16 protein-coding genes are annotated in these 19,248 nt (G+C 66.4%); 13 read left to right on the forward strand and 3 right to left on the reverse strand.

Annotated elements, in window-relative coordinates:
* Positions 1-184 precede the first annotated feature (184 nt).
* A complete protein-coding gene (locus FHS28_RS19965) occupies positions 185-1,582 on the forward strand; it encodes a TolC family protein (RefSeq protein WP_184295279.1) in 1,398 nt (465 codons plus the stop codon).
* 68 nt (positions 1,583-1,650) lie between these two features.
* On the opposite strand, the gene FHS28_RS19970 is transcribed toward FHS28_RS19965, so the two are convergent.
* The 3 genes from FHS28_RS19970 to FHS28_RS19980 form a co-directional block, all read right to left on the reverse strand.
* Positions 1,651-2,049, reverse strand: a complete 399-nt coding sequence (locus FHS28_RS19970; protein ID WP_088453597.1) for a hypothetical protein — start codon at positions 2,047-2,049, stop codon at positions 1,651-1,653.
* 2 nt (positions 2,050-2,051) lie between these two features.
* Positions 2,052-2,576 (reverse strand): hypothetical protein, encoded by a 525-nt coding sequence (locus tag FHS28_RS19975; RefSeq protein ID WP_221194095.1) that lies wholly within the window; start codon positions 2,574-2,576, stop codon positions 2,052-2,054.
* Positions 2,577-2,818: 242 nt separating this feature from the next.
* Entirely contained in the window at positions 2,819-3,766 is a 948-nt protein-coding gene (locus FHS28_RS19980; protein ID WP_088453598.1) for a PEP-CTERM sorting domain-containing protein, read from the reverse strand.
* Positions 3,767-4,026: 260 nt separating this feature from the next.
* On the opposite strand from FHS28_RS19980, the gene FHS28_RS19985 reads away from it, so the two are divergent.
* The 12 genes from FHS28_RS19985 (at position 4,027) to FHS28_RS20040 (ending at position 19,233) form a co-directional block, all read left to right on the forward strand.
* The gene (locus FHS28_RS19985; protein ID WP_088453599.1) at positions 4,027-4,920 is read left to right on the forward strand and encodes a ThiF family adenylyltransferase; all 894 of its coding nucleotides are present in this window, start codon (positions 4,027-4,029) and stop codon (positions 4,918-4,920) included.
* A 134-nt stretch (positions 4,921-5,054) separates the two neighbouring features.
* Positions 5,055-5,702, forward strand: coding sequence for an XrtA/PEP-CTERM system exopolysaccharide export protein (locus FHS28_RS19990; RefSeq protein ID WP_088453600.1), 648 nt, complete (start codon positions 5,055-5,057; stop codon positions 5,700-5,702).
* Between the two features lie 102 nt (positions 5,703-5,804).
* The gene (locus FHS28_RS19995) at positions 5,805-7,397 is read left to right on the forward strand and encodes an XrtA system polysaccharide chain length determinant (protein WP_088453601.1); all 1,593 of its coding nucleotides are present in this window, start codon (positions 5,805-5,807) and stop codon (positions 7,395-7,397) included.
* 4 nt (positions 7,398-7,401) lie between these two features.
* Positions 7,402-8,472, forward strand: a complete 1,071-nt coding sequence (locus FHS28_RS20000) for an XrtA-associated tyrosine autokinase (RefSeq protein WP_088453602.1) — start codon at positions 7,402-7,404, stop codon at positions 8,470-8,472.
* 11 nt (positions 8,473-8,483) lie between these two features.
* On the forward strand, positions 8,484-10,064 hold the full coding sequence (locus FHS28_RS20005) for a TIGR03016 family PEP-CTERM system-associated outer membrane protein (protein ID WP_088453603.1): 1,581 nt from the start codon (positions 8,484-8,486) through the stop codon (positions 10,062-10,064).
* A 12-nt stretch (positions 10,065-10,076) separates the two neighbouring features.
* On the forward strand, positions 10,077-11,165 hold the full coding sequence (locus FHS28_RS20010) for an XrtA/PEP-CTERM system-associated ATPase (protein WP_088453604.1): 1,089 nt from the start codon (positions 10,077-10,079) through the stop codon (positions 11,163-11,165).
* Between the two features lie 80 nt (positions 11,166-11,245).
* Positions 11,246-12,121 (forward strand): XrtA system polysaccharide deacetylase, encoded by an 876-nt coding sequence (locus tag FHS28_RS20015; RefSeq protein WP_088453605.1) that lies wholly within the window; start codon positions 11,246-11,248, stop codon positions 12,119-12,121.
* Positions 12,118-13,152: a FemAB family XrtA/PEP-CTERM system-associated protein gene (locus tag FHS28_RS20020; protein WP_088453606.1), complete on the forward strand. Its 1,035-nt coding sequence runs from the start codon at positions 12,118-12,120 to the stop codon at positions 13,150-13,152. The genes FHS28_RS20015 and FHS28_RS20020 overlap by 4 nt, the downstream gene beginning before the upstream one ends.
* A gap of 10 nt (positions 13,153-13,162) precedes the next feature.
* A complete protein-coding gene (locus FHS28_RS20025) occupies positions 13,163-14,392 on the forward strand; it encodes a TIGR03087 family PEP-CTERM/XrtA system glycosyltransferase (protein WP_088453607.1) in 1,230 nt (409 codons plus the stop codon).
* Entirely contained in the window at positions 14,389-16,101 is a 1,713-nt protein-coding gene (gene xrtA / locus FHS28_RS20030) for an exosortase A (RefSeq protein WP_088453608.1), read from the forward strand. Before FHS28_RS20025 ends, xrtA begins: the two co-directional genes overlap by 4 nt.
* Positions 16,098-17,303 (forward strand): TIGR03088 family PEP-CTERM/XrtA system glycosyltransferase, encoded by a 1,206-nt coding sequence (locus tag FHS28_RS20035; RefSeq protein ID WP_088453609.1) that lies wholly within the window; start codon positions 16,098-16,100, stop codon positions 17,301-17,303. Before xrtA ends, FHS28_RS20035 begins: the two co-directional genes overlap by 4 nt.
* A 13-nt stretch (positions 17,304-17,316) precedes the next feature.
* On the forward strand, positions 17,317-19,233 hold the full coding sequence (locus tag FHS28_RS20040) for an XrtA/PEP-CTERM system amidotransferase (RefSeq protein ID WP_088453610.1): 1,917 nt from the start codon (positions 17,317-17,319) through the stop codon (positions 19,231-19,233).
* Positions 19,234-19,248 lie beyond the last annotated feature (15 nt).

The raw sequence follows: 19,248 nt of genomic DNA on the forward strand, positions 1-19,248 counted from the left end.
GGCCGCGCCAGAACCCTCGCCAGAACCTTGGCCGGACCCATCGCAGGAGCCGGGGCCAGAGCCGGGGCCAGAGGCGGCGTCAGAGCCAAAAGCAGGGCCGGGCTTCAGCCGCTTATCGAGGCTTTGATCGCCAGACGGCATGGTCCAGTAGAGGCATGGGAAATTGCTTGCAGTACGCGTGACCATGACTCAATCAACTCTGCGCCGGAGCCTGCGGCGCGTCTCCTTCAGTACCCCGGTGGCGCTCGCTCTGGCCGCAGGTGTGGCGTTGCCGGCCTGGGCTCAGGACCCGCCACCCAGCCGGTGCAGTGACGACGGCACCCTGCCGGCATCGTCCGCCGCGGTGCGAGATGCGGCGCTGCTGGAAACCGGCTCGGCCGATCCGCGCGCGCAGCTGCAGGAGCTCGTGCAGAAGGCGCTGGACCGCAGCAAGTCCATCGGTGCCAGCCGCATGCTGGCGCAGGCCGCAGAGGCAGACCTGGCCGAAGCGAAGGCGCAGCGTCTGCCAACGGTCAACCTCGGCCTCACTGGCTCGCATGTGGGCTCCCAGATCCCGGGGGACGGGCCGGCGGGACGCAGCTCCGGTCTGCAGGGCCGCGGCACGCTGAGCGTGACGGCGCCGCTATATGACTCCGGCCGCATCACCAAGCTGACCGAATGGCGGTCGCAACTGGCGGAAGCGGCGCGCTACAGCCAGAACAGCGCGGAAGAGCAGGTGGCTCTCCAGACGGTGTCTCTGGCGCTCGACCGTGGGCGTTACCAGCTGCAGGCACAGGTCTATACCCAGTACACCCGCAAGATGGCGTGCCTGGTGGAAGCGCTGGAGATCATCACCAAAGCCGACCGCGGCCGTGCCAGTGAACTGGTGCAGGCCCAGAAGAGCCTGCAGCAGGCTGATCTGTCGTATGAGCAGACGGTCTCCGCACTGCGCCAGACGGAAGTGCGGTTGCGCCGCTACGTGGGGGAGGATCTGCCCCGTCCCGCCGCGATGAGCTCGGTGCTGTCCCGTCTGCCGGATCTGAATGAAGCCATGGCGGACGTGATGCTCTCGCCGGACGTCTCGCAGGCTGCGGCCACGGCGCAGGCGCAGCGCAGTTATGCCGAATCCGTCCGTGCGGGTCAGCAGCCCAGTGTGAGCCTGCTGGTGCAGGGCAGCGCCACGGTGGGGCAGGCCAAGCAGAATGACTGGATCGGGGGCGTGCAGGTCAATATTCCGATCGTGCAGCCGGGTGCCGACTCGGCGCTGAACTCGGCGCGTCGCCGGGCGCAGGCGGCGTCGCTCCAACGGGACGACACCATTGAAGCCAAGCGCTACCGGGTGCAGGAAATGTTTGAAGCGGCGCAGTCCTCCCTGGACCGTTCGCGCCGCATCGTCGACATTCTGCGCAACAGCGACCGTGTGCGGGGATTCACACTGCAACAGTGGCAGCAGCTGGGCAAGCGCTCGCTGTTTGACGTGATGGCGGCGGAAGGGGACTACTACTCGATGCGCATCGCCCATGTGAATGCGCTGTATGACGCGCAGCAGGTGGTGGCCATCATCTGGTCGCAGGGGCGCGGGGTGGTGACGCCGCTGCGCTGATGGGGCACTGATGGGGCACTGATGGGGCGCTCATGGTCGTTGGGGGGGCGGCATCCCGCTCCGGAGCGTCAGCACCAAGCCCATCGCTTCAAGTGGCCTGCAGGTGCATCGGAGGAGGGCGGCGGCGTGACAGACGCCGGCTGCGCCGTGACGCTGGGGATGACGCTCCGCAGTTCCTCCAGCTGAGCACGTGCCGGCGGCAGGAGGTCCGGCTGCGTCAGGCAACGCTGGACCAGTCGAGCAGCGCGTGGCAGATCACGTCCCTTGAACCAAAGCGACGCAGCGCTGACCGCCGTGATGCCAAAGGTTCGGATCTTGGCAGGATTCAGTTGAAGCAGGGCCCGCTCTTCTGCAGCCGCAGCTCGGCGGAACAGCTTCTCTGCGTCGTGATTGCGACCGTCGGAGAGTGCGGTGTGAGCCTTGGTGGCGTAGGCCTCGCTGGCCTTGTGATAGGTGAGCCAATCCATGTCTATGTCCTTTCAATCAAGATCAGTTTGGTTTTGAAGCCGACCACCGCCGCGATGGCGGGAACCGTGCTGAGGCCGCGTTGGGTCTGTTGGCGCTTCTCGTGCAGCCGACGGCGAATCTCGGAGGGGCCGCCGTCGGTTCCAGAAACCTCCAGGCGGAACGCGCTTTCCAGATCGCCGGTTTCGCTGCCCAGCGGCGCCAGGTAGTAGTCCGCGCCGGTCCTCGTCTCAGCGCGCGCCACCCCCACCATGCCTGCGACTTCTTCGACAGCGGCCATGGCCAGAACGTAGGCGCCGTCGCGTTTGGCATCGTCCGCATTGCGGTAGGAGTGTCGGAGCTGTTCGTCGATGGGCGTCCACGCGAGCTGATAGAGCGCGGACGCGTCGTCAGAGACCACCTGGAAGTCGACCGGCGATGCATGGTGGGCCTGAAGCCTGACCTTGGCCGCGTTGGCGTAGCCCTGCAACTGGTGAGGGTCGATGGGGTGACGTCGGGCAAGATCTTCGAAGCGGAGAGGTCTGGGCATCAGGGCACCTGAGATGTGAGTCAATTGATGCAGGCCCTCCCCGACACTGCTTGTTGGAAACGGACTCTACCGGCGTGCCCTCCCGCCGTCATTACCCTGTAACCGCTAGCTCGAAGCAGTCAGCCACTGCGGCGGCGCCGGCATGGTTTCCCGACATCGGCGCCCGCCTGCCCATGAAAAAAGCCGCCCGAAGGCGGCTTTGAATGCATCCGGCGCGCGGGCTCTGCGGCCCGCGGTCCTGATTACTTGACGCTGCGGCGACGCTGAGCGAAGCCCAGACCGGCCAGGGCCAGACCCACCAGGGCCAGGCTGCCAGGTTCCGGCACGTTCAGGGTGACCGAGCCGTCAAGTTCCGATTGGCGGATCAGGGCGGAACCGGAATTCCACAGTTGCGAGGGCGTCGCCACAGGGGGATCCACGTTGGTGTCCAGAATCCAGCTCACCGAGATCGGGTTGTTCAGCCAGTTGCTGTACAGGGTGCCCAGACCTTCGCCGGAATTGAAGAAGTTCTGGACGAACGGATCGCTGGTATAGCTGTAGTCCACCACACCCTTGATGTAGAGGTTGGCGTCAGCGATTTCCGAGCCGTTCACGACCAGGCGCAGGACTTCCTTGCCGTTGTTCGGGTCAGTCACAGCGCTTTGGTAATAAACGCTGAAGATGCCGGCGGTGTATTGCACGGAGTCAGACGCACCGTCACCGTTCCGGTCCACCGTCGTGCCGACGATCTGATAGGAATAGGTCAGGCCCCAGGCGCCACCCAGGCCGCCGACGTTGCCGGCGCCGTACTGCGGGAAGCTCACGCCACCGGTGAAGCCGTTCAGGTCCGGCGACACCGGATTGTTCAGCGTGTCGATGTTGGTCTGCGACGGCGCATTCGGGTAGCCGAAATTCAGGGCGGTCCCATTGATCGAGGTCTTGGGACCTGCGCTGAACCCGTAGAAGTTCATGATCGACGGGATGTTGGTGTCCACCACCGTGGTGCCCGGCGTGGCCGGATTGCCCAGGTAGATGGAGGTGGCCAGCGTGCCGCTGTAGCCCATCTGGTCGAACACGGCCGTCGTGGTGGAGCCGTTGGGTTCCAGATTGAAGTCGGAACCCGTATTGATATACAGGGGCGACGCCAGGGCGGGCGCCGCGGCTGCACCCAACGCCAGGATGGCCAGGGCGAGCTTCGCTTGCTTGAACATGTGTCTCTCCTTTGAGATGCGTCTTGCCAGATGCACGGTGAAGCGGAAGGCTTCTTGGCGGTCTAAAAAGCGAAGAGCGTGCCAGCAGGCGTTCCCTGTTCAAAATCAATGACTTAACTTTTGGTTGCGTGAATTCTTTGGGGCCGATGTCAAGTTTGTCGACACCGCTTGAGGGACAGCGCCACAGGCCCGATCCGTTCCCGCGTTGTGATGTCAACGGCATACTTGTGCAGAACCACTACAAGTACAGGGGGTTCCAGATGACCAGCGCCGTGCCGCCCGACGCCCAGCCGGGCTACGTGTTCAACTACGAACGGGCCTTCTCACGCAACATCGGCTGGGTGACTCCGGAGGAACAGCAGCGTCTGAGGCGCGCACGGGTGGCGATCGCCGGCCTCGGAGGGGTGGGGGGCGCCCACATCCTGACCTTGTCCCGTCTGGGCGTGGCCAACTTCAATATCGCGGACTTCGACGAATTCGACGTCCACAACATGAATCGGCAGGCCGGCGCCTTCATGTCCACCATGGGCCAGTCCAAACTGCAGGTCATGGAACGGATGGCGCGGGACGTGAATCCGGAGAGCAATATCCGACTCTTTCCGGAAGGGGTGCAGGACCACAACCTCGATGAGTTCCTGAAAGACGTGGACGTGTACGTGGACAGCCTCGACCTGTTTGTGCTGCCCACCCGCCGCAAGGTGTTTCAGCGCTGCCGCGAACTGGGCATTCCCGCCATGACCGCTGCACCGCTGGGCATGGGCTCGGCCTTTTTGTATTTCAGCCCCACGGGGATGAGCTTCGAAGAGTATTTCAAGCTGGAAGGGCGCCCCTCCACCGACCAGTACGCCCGCTTCATCGCAGGCGTCTCGCCGGCCATGCTCAACCGCAAATACCTGGTGGTGCCGGAATCGGTGAATTTCGCGGAACGCCGCGGGCCTTCCACCGGCATGGCCTGCGAGCTGTGCGCCGGCATGATGGGCACGCAGGTGCTCAAACTCCTGCTGAACCGTGGCCCGCTGCGGGCGGCCCCATGGGGCCTGCATCTGGATGCCTACCGGGGCATTCTCAAACACACCTGGCGCCCCCTTGGAAACGCCAACCCGATCCAGCGTCTGCTGATCAGCCTGATCAAACCCCTGCTTCGCGGGGGCTGAGGCCAACTGCCTAGCGCGACCGCCGGGAATTAGCACGGAATTCCATCACGCCCCCCCGGGATCGCCCTCAGTCCAGGGGGTTCCCTCCGGGGGCGCGCTGAGGTGCAATCCGGCTAGTTTCCAGAGGGGTGGACATGTTCAAGAAGACTGGATCGATGCACTGGACGGGCCGCGCAATTCTGCGGATCGTGGGGGGCCTGCTGGCCGTCAGTTTGGGCCTGACCGGCTGCTCCACCGCCGGGAAATATCCGCCCGCGCCGGTCAGCGCCAGCCAGGCGGACTACAGCTATGTGGTCGGCGCCGGTGACAACCTCAACATCATTGTCTGGCGCAATCCCGAACTGTCCACCACCGTGCCGGTGCGTCCCGATGGCAAGATCGCCTCGCCGCTGATCGACGAGCTGCCGGTGCAGGGCAAGAACTCGGTGCAGATTGCCCGGGATATCGAAAAGACCCTGTCCAAATACGTCCGCGACCCGGTGGTGACCGTCATCGTCACCACCTTTGTCGGCCCCTACAGCGAGCAGATCCGGGTGGTGGGGGAAGCCGCCAAGCCGATGTTCCTGCCCTACAAGCAGAACATGACGCTGCTGGATGTGATGATCGCCGTGGGCGGCCTCACCGACTTCGCAGACGGCAACGGCGCCAGCATCCTGCGCACCGCCGAAGGCAACAAGCAATATTCCGTGCGGTTGAAGGATCTGATCCGCCGCGGCGACGTCTCGGCCAATGTCGAGATGCGTCCGGGCGATATCCTCATCATTCCTCAGAGCATCCTCTGATCCGTTTTTCCTGATTCCTCACGCCGGCCCCGCGCAGACGCTCCCCCAGGACGCGGCGCGCAGCCGGTGTGGTTGCAGTACCGCTCGTAGAGAGATCGCCGCATGGATTCCCTCATTGCCCAGCTGATGGCTGTGTTCAAGCGCATGTGGCGCTACCGGTGGCCGGGGCTGTTGGCCGCCTGGCTGGTGGGCCTCATCGCGGCCGTGGTGGTGTTTGTGGTGCCGGACCGCTTCGAAGCCAGCGCCCGCGTCTATGTGGACACCCAGTCCATGCTCAAGCCGCTGATGACCAACCTGGCGGTGTTGAACAACACCGAGCAGCAGGTGGCCGTGCTCAGCCGCACCCTGATCAGCCGCCCCAATGTGGAAAAACTGGTGCGCATGGCCGACCTGGACCTGCGCGCCACCAGCAAGTCCGACCAGGAAGCGCTGATCGACCGCGTCACCCGCAACCTGTCCATCCAGTCGGCCGGCGGCACCACCAACAACCTCTACATCCTCAGCTACCGCGATTCATCGCCGGACGTGTCGAAAAAGGTGGTGGCATCGCTGCTCAACATCTTCATGGAATCGAGCCTAGGCGCCAGCCGCAAGGACAGCACCACCGCCGCGACCTTCCTGAATGAGCAGATCAAGAACTACGAAGCGAAGCTGGAAGAGGCGGAGACACGCCGCAAGGAATTCCGCCTGCGCAACCTGCAGCTGACGGCCCAGGACGGCAAGGACTCCGCCTCCCGCCTGGCCGACGCCAGCGTGCAGCTGGACGCCGCGCGGCTGCAACTGCGCGAGGCGGTCAATGCCCGCGACATGGCCAAGCAGCAGCTGGAGATGGACAACAAGCGCAACACCAGCGGCGGCAGCCTGCAGAGCCTGATGCAGGAAAGCTCGCAGAAGCTCGCCACGCCGGAGATCGACAGTCGCATTGAAGGACTCAAGCGCAACCTGGACGCGCTGCAGCAGCGCTACACCGACCAGCATCCGGACGTGGTCAACACCAAGCGCTTGATCAAGGACCTGGAAGAGCAGAAGAAGAAGGAAGTGGCCGACCTGCAGAAGGCCGCACTGAACAATCCGGCGGCTGCTGGCGGCCGAGGTGACAGCCTGGCCAACCAGGAGCTGGCCCGTGTGCTGGCAACGAAGGAAGTGGAAGTGGCCTCACTGCGCGCCAGGGTGGACGAACTGCAGGGGCGCTACACCCAGGCGCAGGGCGCGATCAAGTTGGCGCCGCAGCTGGAAGCCGAGTTCGCCCAGCTCAACCGCGATTACGAGGTCATCAAGAAGAATTACGAAGAGATGGTGGCCCGTCGCGAATCCGCCAGCCTCTCCACCGATCTGGACAACACCTCCGGCGTGGCCGACTTCCGCATCATCGACCCGCCGCGTGCGTCGTCCAAGCCGGTGGCGCCCAACCGCCTGATGCTGCTGGCCGCTGGTCTGGTGGTGGCGGTGCTGGCCGGACTGGTGACGGCCTTTGGCGCGAGCCAGGTGCGTCCGGTCTTCCACGATCTGAGCGAGCTGCGTCAGCGTCTGGAGATGCCGATCCTGGGCGTGGTGTCGCGGCAGGAAACGCCGGAAGACCGGCGTCGTGCCAAGGTCGATCTGCTGCGTTTCGGCGCGGCGTCGGGCGGGCTGGCCGGTGTGTATGCGCTGGGATTGATCGGCATGGCGATCTGGCTGAGCCGACAGGTGGGGTGACGCGATGACAAGCCTGATCGAACAAGCCGCACGCCGGCTGGAACAACTCAAGCAGGCCGGCGTGGACGTCGGCCCGGCGACGGCCCCGGCGGTCGAGCCCGCATCGGTCACGCCGACGGCGCCGGTCGCCACGGCGCCCGCGATGGTGCACCCCGCACCGGGCATCCTGCCGGCTGCGCCAACGGGGCACGTCTCGCCGTCAGCCACGGCAATGACAACGGCTTCGGCAGCGCCGACCACCACACGCGCGCGCGGCCCCCACGACGGTACCTCCAAGCGGGTGGAACTGGACCTGGAAGCGCTGACCGCGCAGGGTTTCCTCACGCCCAATGCGCCGCGCAGTTATCTGGCGGATCAATACCGCAACATCAAGCGGCCGCTGATCCGCAATGCGATGGGTCGCGGCGCCGCGGCCCTGAACAATGCCAACCTGATCATGGTGACCAGCGCCTTGCCCGGCGAGGGCAAGAGCTTCACCTCCCTGAACCTCGCCATGAGCATCGCGGCCGAGTTCGACAACACCGTGATGCTGGTGGATGCCGACGTGGCTCGCCCGTCCATGCTGCGCATGCTGGGCCTGCCGCCCGGCCCGGGCCTGCTCGATGTGCTGGAGAATTCGGTCGACATGGCCGACGTGCTCATCAAGACCAACGTCGACAAGCTCACCCTGCTGCCCAGCGGCCGTCCGCATGACCGCGCCACCGAACTACTGGCCAGCGATGCGATGACTGCGCTGCTCGACCACATGGCCAAGCGGTATTCCGACCGCATCATCATCTTCGATTCGCCGCCGCTGCTGCTGACCACCGAGTCGCGAGTGCTGGCGACCCACATGGGCCAGATCGTGGTGGTGATCCAGGCCGAGCGCACGCCGCAAAGCGCGGTGATGCAGGCGATCGCCACCATCGAAAGCTGCCCGCTGAAGATGGCGCTGCTAAACCAGGCATCGGCCAAGGCCGATGCGGGCTACGGCTACCACTACGGCAGCTACGGATACGGCCAGGGCTACGGCTACGGATACCGCCAGGGCGACGACGCCGCTGAAGGCGGACAGCCGGCCACCGGCAAGGCTTGAGGAGGCAGCGCATGGCAGGTCTTCACCGTCTTCCCCGGCGCCACGCCGCATGCCTGCTGGCCTGCGGGCTGCTGGGCATGGCGACGGTGCAGGCCCAGACCCTCGACGCCGGTGGCAGCGGTGCCGACGGCGGCGAGGGCACGAAGCGCCTGGGCATGACGGTGGTGCCCCGCATCGGCGTGTCCGAAACCTGGACCGACAACCTCACCCTGGCGCCGGACGGTCAGCGGGACCGGGCGCTGATCACCAGCGTGTCGCCGGGCCTGTCCATCACCAGTCGCAGCGGCTGGTTGCGTGGCACGCTGGACTATCAGATGGACGGGCTCCTCTATCTGAAAAGCGATCGCAGCAGCCGGGTGCAGAACCAGCTGCAGGCGCGTGGCAATGCGGAGCTGGTGCAGTCCCGCCTGTTCGTGGACGCCAACGCCAACATCAGCCAGCAGACAATTTCCGCCTTCGGCCAGTCTTCGCCCAGCGGGGAGCTCGACAATCCGAACCGCACCGAGGTGCGTACGCTGACGGTCTCACCTTACTGGCGGGGCATGCTGAGCACGCTGGCCAGCTTCGAGCTGCGTGCCACCGGCCAGATGCGCGATTCCAGCGAAGGGGGCGCCGGGGCCAGTTCGGCCAGCGGCGACACCAAGGAAGGCTCGCTGAACCTCAGCCTGAGCGGCCCGCAGGGGCGGGCGCTGAACTGGGGTCTGCAGGCCTACACCCGCCGCATCCACTATGAGCTGACGGGCCTGGACAACCGCAGCAGCAGTGCCGTGGCCACCCTCAGCTGGATTCCCGATGTGGACTGGGTGCTGGGCGTCTCCGGCGGTCGTGAGAAGAGCGACTACTTCGGCAACGACACCAGCAGCATCTACGGCGCCAGCCTCAAGTGGACCCCGACGCCGCGCACCACGCTCAGCGGCGACTGGCAGCGTCACAGCTATGGCAACAGCCACAACGCGGTGCTGGAACATCGCATGACCCAGCTGGTGCTGCGCCTGACCAGTACCCAGTCGGTGAGCACCGGGAGCGACCCCAGCGGGCAAATGACCAACTATCAGCTGCTGGACCTGCAATACAGCAGCATTGAGCCCGACGCCGCCAAGCGCGACGCGCTGGTGCGTTCGCTGCTGGCCGCGCTGGGCCTGAGCCCCAGCGCCATCAGCAGCACCGGCTTCCTCACCAACACGGCCACGCTGCAGCAACGCAATGAACTGGCGCTGGCCTGGACCAGCCCCCGCATGACGTTGACCCTGGCCGCCAACGACAACAAGAGCCGGGCGCTGGGCACCACCGCCAATGCGACCGACGACCTCGCCCTGGCCAGCAACATCCGCCAGCGCGGCGTCACTTTGAGCGTGGCCTACCGCTTCACCCCGCTGAGCACCGGCAATGTGACCTACACCCGGCAGCACAGCAGCGGCGATGGCAGCGGCAATGCCCTGTCCAACGGCATGTCCTCGCTGACCGCGTCCACCACCCACCGCCTGGGCCCGCGCACCGATGCGTCGCTGGGCCTGCGCCACACCCGTTCCGACGACCAGTCCCTGGGCTATCGCGAAAACGCGATCTACGCCCAGATGACGCAGCGTTTCTAGGCAGCCACCGCGATGTATGAGGCCTTCTACGGACTGAGCAGCAAGCCGTTCCAGCTCAGTCCCGACCCGAGTTTCTATTTCGGCAGCAAGCAGCACCGCAAGGCCAAGGCCTATCTGGACTATGGCGTGCTGCGCAGTGACGGCTTCATTGTCATCACCGGCGAGATCGGTGCCGGCAAGACGACGCTGGTGCGTGGCCTGCTGGACAGCCTCAACCGCAGCAATGTGGTCATCGGCAATGTGGTGACCACCCAGCTTGATGCGGAAGACACCCTGCGTCTGGTGGGTGCGGCCTTCGGCGTGCGGGTCAAGGATCTGCCCAAGAGTGAAGTGCTGATGGCGCTGGAGGCGTTTTTCGTCAGTGAAGCCAGCCGCGGCAAGCGCTGCCTGCTGATCGTGGACGAAGCGCAGAACCTCACCGCCCGGGCGGTGGAAGAGCTGCGCATGCTGTCCAACTTCCAGTTCGGCAACCAGTCGCTGGTGCAGACCTTTCTGGTGGGCCAGCCCGAGTTCCGGGCTATCCTGCAGCGGCCGGAGATGGAGCAGTTTCGCCAGCGCATCGCCGCGAGCTGCCACATCGGCCCGCTGGATGAAGAGGACACGCAGCGCTACATCGAGCACCGCCTGAAGTGCGCCGGCGCCGATGGCAAGCCGACCTTCGAGCCTGCAGCCTTTGCCGCGCTGCATCGGGCCAGCCACGGCATTCCGCGCCGCATCAACACCCTGTGCGACCGGCTGCTGCTGCTGGGCTGCATGGCCGAGCGGGTGCACCTGACCGAAGCCGATGTGGAAGAGGTCGTGGCAGACCTGTCGCGCGAATCGGCCTTTGCGCCGCCACCGGCGGTGACCGTGTCGCTGAATGCGGCCGGTGAGCCGGTGACCGACGCCTCGCTGGATGTGGGCCTCTCCCACCTGCGTCGCCAGGCACGCGAGGCCGGGACGGATGTGGGTGCACTCGCGCAGGAGCTGGCCGGCCTGGGACTGGAGGGTCAGGATGCCCGACTGCAGCGCATCGAGGACAGCCTGATGCGGCTGGAGCGGATCAACCAGCAGACGCTGGCGCTGCTGCAGAAGCTGGTGGGCGCGGTGAAGTCGCCGTGAGCGGTTCCGTCCGCAGTGCCTTGGGAAGGACAGACAAGATGACAACGCCCGCTTCGGCAGATCGCCAGGACCGACGCGTGATGGGCAGCGCCCCAAGCCAGGGCCGCATCCGCAACGCCATGAGCATTGACGTGGAAGACTACTTCCAGGTCAGCGCCTTTGCGCCCTATATCCAGCGCGGCGACTGGGACCACCGGGAATGCCGGGTGGAACGGAACGTCGGCCGCATCCTCGACCTGCTCGATGGCCGCGGCGTCAAGGCCACCTTTTTCACCCTGGGCTGGATTGCCCAGCGATACCCGCAGCTGGTGCGGGACATCGTCGCACGCGGCCACGAACTGGCCAGCCACGGCTACGGGCACGAGCGCGCGAGCGACCTGAGCCCGACCGCCTTCCGCGAGGACATCCTCAGCGCCAAGCATCTGCTGGAAGACCTGGGCGGTGTGGCGGTGAAGGGCTACCGGGCCCCCAGCTTCTCCATCGGTGAATCCAACCTGTGGGCCTTCGACGTGCTGGCCGACTGCGGCTATCGCTACAGCTCCAGCGTCTATCCAATCGAGCACGACCACTACGGCATGCCGGACTCGCCGCGCTTTGCCTACGAAGTGCGACCGGGCCTGATTGAAGTGCCGGTGACGACGCTGCGTTTTCGCGGTCGCAACTATCCCAGCAGCGGCGGCGGCTGGTTCCGCCTGCTGCCCTATGGCGTCACGCGCTGGATGATCGAGCGATTCAACCGCATCGAAGGCCGCAGTGCGGTGTTCTATTTCCATCCCTGGGAAATCGACCCGGCGCAGCCACGCATCGACGGCATCGATGCCAAGACCCGCTTCCGCCATTACGTGAACATCGGTCGCACCGAAAGCCGTATTGAGCAGCTGCTGGCGGACTTCGAGTGGGCGCGCATGGACGAGCTCTTCCTGCCGTCGGCCGTGGATCAGCGGGAGGCCGCATGATCGTCCGGCGTCTGGCTCTGGGTGACGCCGAGACCGCGCGTCGGTGGGATGCGTTTGTGCAGGCCTGCCCGCAGGCCTCGTTCTTTCATCTCAGCGCCTGGCAGGGCATCCTTCGCCGGCAGTTCGGCCATGAGGGCTACTTCTTCTATGCGGAGCGGGACGGCCGTATCGAAGGTGTGCTGCCGCTGGCGGAGAACAAGAGCCGTCTCTTTGGCCATGCGCTGGTGAGCCTGCCGTTCGCGGTCTATGGCGGTGTGGCGGCGCAGACGCCGGAAGCGGCGCAGGCGCTGGAAGCCGAGGCCCAGAGGACGGCGCAGGCGCTGAAGGTCGAGCATCTGGAGATGCGCAACACGACCCGCCGCCATGAGGACTGGCCGCATCAGGATCTCTACGTCACCTTCCGCAAGGAGATCCTGCCCGAGGAAGAGGCCAACATGCTGGCCATTCCGCGCAAGCAGCGGGCCATGGTGCGCAAGGGCATCAAGAACAACCTGCGCTCGGAGATCGACACCGGTGTGGACCGCTTCTTCGCGCTGTATGCCGACAATGTGCATCGCCATGGCACGCCGGCCATGCCGCGCCGCTACTTCCAGGCGCTGCTCGATGCGTTCGGGGATGCGGCCGAGGTGCTGGTGGTCAGCAGCGAGCAGGGGGAGCCGCTCTCCGCTGTGCTGAGCTTCTACTTCCGCGACGAAGTGCTGCCGTATTACGCGGGGGACGCCGTCGCTGCGCGGGACCTCGCCGCCAACGACTTCAAATACTGGGAGCTGATGCGCCGCGCCTGCGCCCGGGGGCTGAAGGTGTTCGATTACGGCCGCAGCAAGCAGGGCACCGGGTCCTTCGCCTTCAAGAAGAACTGGGGCTTTGAGCCGACGCCGCTGCATTACGAATACTGCCTCTACCGCCGCGAAGCGGTGCCACAGAACAATCCCAGCAACGCCAAGTACCAGCTGATGATCAAGGCCTGGCGCCGCCTGCCGCTGGGTGTGGCCAACTGGCTGGGCCCGCACATCGTGCGCAGCCTGGGCTGAAGGACGCGCCATGGCCCGCATCCTCTACCTCGTTCATCGCCTGCCGTATCCGCCCAACAAGGGCGACAAGCTGCGCTCCTACCATCTGCTCAAACATCTGGCCGCCAACCATGAGGTGGTGCTGGGCAGCTTCATCGATGACGCCGAAGACTGGGCCCATGTGCCGGCGCTGCGGGAGTTTTGCGCCGATGTCTTTGTGGCGGGGCTGAATCCGCTGCTGTCGCGCCTGGCCAGCCTGCGCGGCCTGCTCAGTGGCGAGGCGCTGAGCCTGCCGTATTACCGCCATCGCGCGATGCGTGCCTGGATCGACGAGTTGTCGCGCGGGCCCCGCTTTGATGCGGTGGTGGTGTTCTCCTCCACCATGGCCCAGTACGCGGTGCAGCTGCGCCAAGCCATGGGAGAGGTGCCGATGCTGGTGGACTTCGTCGACGTGGATTCGGCGAAGTGGACCGACTATGCCAACGCCCATCGCTGGCCAATGTCCTGGCTGTACCGGCGTGAGGGGCGGGAGCTGCTCGCCTACGAGCGCGAAGTGGCTGACCAGGCGCGATGCTCCTTCTTCGTCACCGAAAGCGAGAAGGCGCTGTTCCAGCGGCTGTCGGCCAGTCCGGCGGCGGTGGAAGCGCTGGGCAATGGCGTGGACAGCGGCTACTTCTCGCCGCTGCCGGCGCAGGACAACCCGTTTGATCCAGACGAGCTGCCGCTGGTGTTCACCGGCGCGATGGACTATTGGCCCAATGTCGATGCGGTGCAGTGGTTCGCCAGCGAAGTGCTGCCCGGCTTGCGCCAGCGCTGGCCGCGGCTGAAGTTCACCATCGTCGGCCGCTCACCGACGCCCGCGGTGCAGGCCCTGGCCGGCGAAGCGGTGCGGGTGACCGGAACGGTCCCCGACGTGCGTCCCTACCTGCAGCATGCGGCGGCCGTGGTGGCACCGCTGCGTCTGGCGCGCGGAGTGCAGAACAAGATCCTGGAAGCGATGGCGGTCGGCCGTCCGGTGGTGGCGGCACGCAGTTGTGTGGAAGCGCTCAGCGCCAACGGCGTGCTGGCCGGTCAGGACTTGCTGTCGGCCGACTCGGCCGGCGACTATCTGGAACTGGTGCATGCGCTGCTGTCCGCGCCGCAGCGGGCCCAGGCCATCGGCCAGCAGGCGCGTGAGCGCGTGCTGCGACAGTTCAGCTGGCATGCGCATCTCTCCCGCCTGGATCAGTATCTACCGGTGACGGCCAAGGTGGCGGCATGAGTGTGGCCACGCCGCCGAACGCGGGCGCGCTCAGCCTGCCACAGCCCTGGCGTCGTCCGCTGGCGCTGCTGGTGCTGCTGGTGGTGGCACTGCTGCTGCTCTATCGCCAGACGGCGCTGGGCATGGTGGCCATCTGGTGGCGCTCCGGCACCTTCACCCACGCCTTCCTGGTGCCGCCCATCGTGCTGTGGCTGGCCTGGCGGCGCCGCTCCGTGGTGGCAGGCCTCACGCCGCGACCGGTGCCCTGGCTGACCGTGCCGCTGGCGCTGATGGGCGCCGCCTGGCTGCTGGCCGACTTCGCCACCATCAATGCGGCCACGCAGTTCCTGCTGGTGGCCATGCTGGTGCTGCTGGTGCCGGCGGTGCTGGGCTGGCGGGTCGCGCGCGAGATGTCGTTCCCGCTGGCCTTCCTGTTCTTTTGCGTGCCGGTGGGCGAGTTCCTGCTGCCGCAGCTGATGACCTGGACGGCGCATTTCACCGTCATCGCCTTGCGGCTCAGCGGCATTCCCGTGTATCAGGAGGGCCTGCAGTTCATCATTCCCAGCGGGCAGTGGTCGGTGGTGGAGGCCTGCTCGGGCGTGCGTTACCTGATTGCTTCGCTGATGGTGGGGACGCTGTATGCCTACCTCAGTTATCAGACGCTGCGGCGCCGGCTGACCTTCATCGCGCTGGCGGTGGCGCTGCCGCTGGTGGCGAACTGGGGGCGGGCCTATCTCATCGTGATGATCGGGCATCTGTCCGGCAATACGCTGGCCGTCGGCGTGGACCATCTCATTTACGGCTGGGTGTTCTTCGGCGTGGTGATGCTGGCGATGTATGTCATCGGCGGTCGCTGGGCGCAGCCGGAGTTGCCGCTGCGGCCGCTCACGGATGCATCCGTGGGCGGCGACTCTTCCCACGGCGTCGGCGGCGTCGGCCGCACCGCGCGCCCGGACACGACCTGGGCCACGGCGGCGGCGCTCGCGCTGGTGCTGGCCTTGCCTGCTGCTGCCAGCGCCTGGCTGCAGCGGGGCAGTGGCACGGTGGTCACCGGCCTGACGGCGCTGGCGCCGGCCACCGGTTGGACAGTGCGCCCGGCTGCAGGCAGTGGCAGTGGCAGTGGCAACAGCAGCAGCATCGAGGTGCCGTCCGGCGGCCGTGTCTCCACCGGGGGAACGGCGGCCGTCTGGGAACCCGGCTTCACCGGCGCCAATGCGGTGATGCGAGAAGAATTCGAACGCGCCGGCCAGCCGCCGGTGGGTCTGCACCTCCAGTACTTCCGCGATCAGGACTACGAGCGCAAGCTGGTCAGCTCCAGCAATCGCGTGGTGCCGCCGGAGAGCAAACAATGGGCCGCCGTGGCGCAGGGCGAGACCGCCCTGGAGCTGCCGTCCACCGCCGGAGCGACCGTGCTGCCGCTGCTGACGACGCAGATCCGCGCCGCGGGTCTGGAAGCCAGCAGTGTCACCCGTCTGCTGGCCTGGCATGTCTACTGGATCAACGGTCAGCCGGAAGTGAAGGACTGGCGGGCCCGCCTGCGCGGCGCCTGGCAGCGGATGACGGGGCAGGGCGACGATGCCGCGCTGGTGCTCGTCTACACGCCGCTGGATGAAGCCGCCCCGCAGCGCCTGGAGCAGTTCCTGCGCGACCACTGGAGCGCCATCGATGCCGAACTGCAGCGGGTCCGCGCGCAGGGCACGGCCGCAGCGCCGTCGGAAGGCCGCCCATGAGCGTCAGCCTGCCTCTGGTGCACGGCACTGACCGTCGCGACGATCCGCGGCCGCTGGTGCTGCACGTGATGTACCGCTTCGACACCGGCGGTCTGGAAAATGGCGTGGTCAATCTGATCAACCACATGCCGGCCGATCGCTACCGTCACGCCATCCTCGCGCTGACCGAGGTGACGGATTTCCGTCGCCGTCTGCAGCGGGAGGATGTGGATTGCTTCGCCCTGAACAAGCCGCCCGGCCAGGGTTTCTGGCTGTATCCGCAGCTCTACCGGCTGTTCCGCGAATTGCGGCCGGCGGTGGTGCACAGCCGCAATCTGGCGGCGCTGGAAGTGCAGTTGCCGGCCTGGCTGGCGCGGGTGCCGGTGCGCATCCACGGGGAGCACGGACGGGACGTCGGGGACCTCGACGGGCGCAACCGCACCTACCAGCGGGTGCGCCGCTTCTATCGGCCTTTTGTGTCCCACTACATCGCCTTGTCCCGCGACCTGGGCGACTACCTGACCGAATCCATCGGCGTACCGGCCGAGCGGGTCAGCCAGTTCGTCAACGGAGTGGACACCGAGCGCTTCCGCGGGGCCGGGGACGCGAGCCCGGTGCAGCCGATCGACGGCTGCCCCTTCCATCCGGACCGGCACTGGATCATCGGCACCGTCGGCCGCATGCAGGCGGTGAAGGATCAGCTGATGCTGACCCGTGCCTTCATCCTCACCGTCAACGCCGCGCCCGAACTGCGCGAGCGGCTACGCCTGGTGATGATCGGCGACGGCCCCCTGCGCGCGCAATGCCAGGCGCTGCTGGACGAAGCCGGCATGGCCGATCTGGCCTGGCTGCCGGGCGAACGCGGTGACGTGCCCGCGGTGATGCGCGGCCTGCATGTGTTCGCGCTGCCGTCGCTGGCCGAGGGCATCTCCAATACCATTCTGGAAGCGATGGCCAGTGGCCTGCCGGTGGTGGCCACCGAGGTCGGCGGCAATGCCGACCTGGTGACGCCGCAGATCAGCGGCCTGCTCGTGCCGGCCGCCGACCCGCAGCCGATGGCCGGAGCGCTGCTGCGCCTGGTGCGCAATCCTGCGCAGGCCGCGGCGATGGGCGACGCCGGCCGGCAGCGGGTGGAGCGGGATTTCAGCATGCGGGCCATGGTGGCCCGCTATCAGGGACTGTACGACCGCCTGCGCGGCCAGTCGCCGGCCTCCGGGCATTGACGGGAACAGCACCATGTGCGGAATCAGTGGCATCTTCGACACCCGGGGCCGGCGCGACTTTGACGCCGCCCTGATGCATCGCATCAACGACACGCTGCATCATCGCGGGCCGGACGAGGGCTCCATCCACCTGCAGCCGGGGCTCGGCTTCGGGCATCGGCGGCTGTCCATCATCGACATCGCCACCGGCCAGCAGCCGCTGTTCAATGCCCAGGGCACGGTGGGCATCGTCTTCAATGGCGAGATCTACAACTACCAGTCGCTGATGGCCGAGCTGCAGGCGCTGGGCTATGTCTTCCGCACCCGCAGCGACACCGAGGTGATTGTGCATGCGTGGTCGGCCTGGGGGGAGGACTGCGTGCAGCGTCTGCGCGGCATGTTTGCCTTTGTACTGTGGGACCAGGCGCGGGACGTGCTCTTCATGGCCCGCGACCGCCTGGGCGTGAAGCCGATGTTCTATGCGCTGCTGGACGATGGCGCGCTGGTGTTCGGCTCGGAGCTGAAGGCGCTGATGGCCCATCCGCAGTTGCGCCGCGACATCGACCCGCAGGCGGTGGAAGAGTACTTTGCGCTGGGCTATGTGGCCGAGCCGCGCACCGTCTTTCGTCAGGCACTGAAGCTGCCGCCGGGCCACACGCTGGTGGTGCGCCGCGGTGAGGCGCTCGGCCAGCCACGCCGCTACTGGGATGTGAACTTCACCCTCGATGCCCGCATCGATGAAGTGCAGGCCCAGGAGGAGTTGCTCCGCCGCCTGCGCGAATCGGTGAAGCTGCGCATGATCGCCGAAGTGCCGCTGGGCGCCTTCCTCTCCGGTGGTGTCGATTCCAGCGCCGTGGTGGCCATGATGGCCGGCGAGAGCGCCCATCCGGTCAAGACCTGCTCGATGGCCTTTGATGATCCGGCCTACAACGAGTCCGAATTCGCCCGTCAGGTGGCCGACCGCTATCACACCGAACATCATGTCGAAACGGTGCAGAGTGACGACTTCGATCTGATCGACACCCTCGCGCGCCTCTACGACGAGCCGTATGCCGACAGCTCCGCCATTCCCACCTATCGGGTCTGCCAGCTGGCGCGCAAGCATGTGACGGTGGCGCTGTCCGGCGACGGGGGCGACGAGAGCTTCGGCGGCTACCGCCGCTACCGGCTGCATATGATGGAAGAGCGCATGCGCGCCAGCCTGCCGCTGGGCCTGCGCCGTCCGCTGTTCGGCACGCTCGGCCGGCTCTATCCCAAAGCCGACTGGGCACCGCGTGTCTTCCGCGCCAAGACTACCTTCCAGGCGCTGGCCCGCAATTCGGTGGAGGCTTATTTCCACACCATGTCGGTCATCCGTGACCACGAGCGGATGCCGCTCTACAGCGCGCGCTTCAAGTCCGAGCTGGGCGGCTACAACGCCCGCGAGCTGTTCCTGCGGCACGCGGAGCGGGCCAACACCGACGATCCGCTGGCAATGATCCAGTACATCGACCTGCACACCTACCTGGTGGGCGACATCAACACCAAGGTGGACCGCGCCTCGATGGCGCATTCGCTGGAAGTGCGCGAGCCGCTGATGGACCATCCGCTGGTGGAATGGCTGGCCACGCTGCCGTCCCACCTCAAGCTGCGCGGGGGCGAGGGCAAGTACCTCTTCAAGAAGTCGCTCGAGCCGCATCTGCCGAACGACGTGCTCTACCGTCCCAAGATGGGATTCGCGGTGCCGCTGGCCCGCTGGTTCCGCGGACCGTTGCGGCAGCGGGTGCGCAGCTCGCTGCTGGGAGGGCCGCTGGCCGATTCCGGCTGGTTCGACCTGCAGACCATCGGGCAGATGGTGGAGCAGCATGAGAACGGCAGCCGCGATCACAGCACGCCGCTGTGGACGCTGCTGATGTATGACGCCTTCCTGCGCAACGTCATGGGCATGGCGCCGATGCGCCAGGCGGCCTGACCCGCTGACGGCACT

This window comes from Roseateles terrae, from assembly GCF_014192155.1.
GTDB lineage: Bacteria > Pseudomonadota > Gammaproteobacteria > Burkholderiales > Burkholderiaceae_C > Roseateles > Roseateles terrae.

What these genes read in the sequence shown, in the direction of transcription:
- FHS28_RS20025 (WP_088453607.1), top strand. Translation starts at nt 13,163, where the DNA reads ATGGCCCGCATCCTCTACCTCGTTCATCGCCTGCCGTATCCGCCCAAC.
- FHS28_RS20000 (WP_088453602.1), top strand. Translation starts at nt 7,402, where the DNA reads ATGACAAGCCTGATCGAACAAGCCGCACGCCGGCTGGAACAACTCAAG.
- xrtA (WP_088453608.1), top strand. Translation starts at nt 14,389, where the DNA reads ATGAGTGTGGCCACGCCGCCGAACGCGGGCGCGCTCAGCCTGCCACAG.
- FHS28_RS19965 (WP_184295279.1), top strand. Translation starts at nt 185, where the DNA reads ATGACTCAATCAACTCTGCGCCGGAGCCTGCGGCGCGTCTCCTTCAGT.
- FHS28_RS20015 (WP_088453605.1), top strand. Translation starts at nt 11,246, where the DNA reads ATGGGCAGCGCCCCAAGCCAGGGCCGCATCCGCAACGCCATGAGCATT.
- FHS28_RS19975 (WP_221194095.1), bottom strand. Translation starts at nt 2,576, where the DNA reads ATGCCCAGACCTCTCCGCTTCGAAGATCTTGCCCGACGTCACCCCATC.
- FHS28_RS19970 (WP_088453597.1), bottom strand. Translation starts at nt 2,049, where the DNA reads ATGGATTGGCTCACCTATCACAAGGCCAGCGAGGCCTACGCCACCAAG.
- FHS28_RS19980 (WP_088453598.1), bottom strand. Translation starts at nt 3,766, where the DNA reads ATGTTCAAGCAAGCGAAGCTCGCCCTGGCCATCCTGGCGTTGGGTGCA.
- FHS28_RS20035 (WP_088453609.1), top strand. Translation starts at nt 16,098, where the DNA reads ATGAGCGTCAGCCTGCCTCTGGTGCACGGCACTGACCGTCGCGACGAT.
- FHS28_RS20040 (WP_088453610.1), top strand. Translation starts at nt 17,317, where the DNA reads ATGTGCGGAATCAGTGGCATCTTCGACACCCGGGGCCGGCGCGACTTT.
- FHS28_RS20020 (WP_088453606.1), top strand. Translation starts at nt 12,118, where the DNA reads ATGATCGTCCGGCGTCTGGCTCTGGGTGACGCCGAGACCGCGCGTCGG.
- FHS28_RS19985 (WP_088453599.1), top strand. Translation starts at nt 4,027, where the DNA reads ATGACCAGCGCCGTGCCGCCCGACGCCCAGCCGGGCTACGTGTTCAAC.
- FHS28_RS20005 (WP_088453603.1), top strand. Translation starts at nt 8,484, where the DNA reads ATGGCAGGTCTTCACCGTCTTCCCCGGCGCCACGCCGCATGCCTGCTG.
- FHS28_RS20010 (WP_088453604.1), top strand. Translation starts at nt 10,077, where the DNA reads ATGTATGAGGCCTTCTACGGACTGAGCAGCAAGCCGTTCCAGCTCAGT.
- FHS28_RS19990 (WP_088453600.1), top strand. Translation starts at nt 5,055, where the DNA reads ATGTTCAAGAAGACTGGATCGATGCACTGGACGGGCCGCGCAATTCTG.
- FHS28_RS19995 (WP_088453601.1), top strand. Translation starts at nt 5,805, where the DNA reads ATGGATTCCCTCATTGCCCAGCTGATGGCTGTGTTCAAGCGCATGTGG.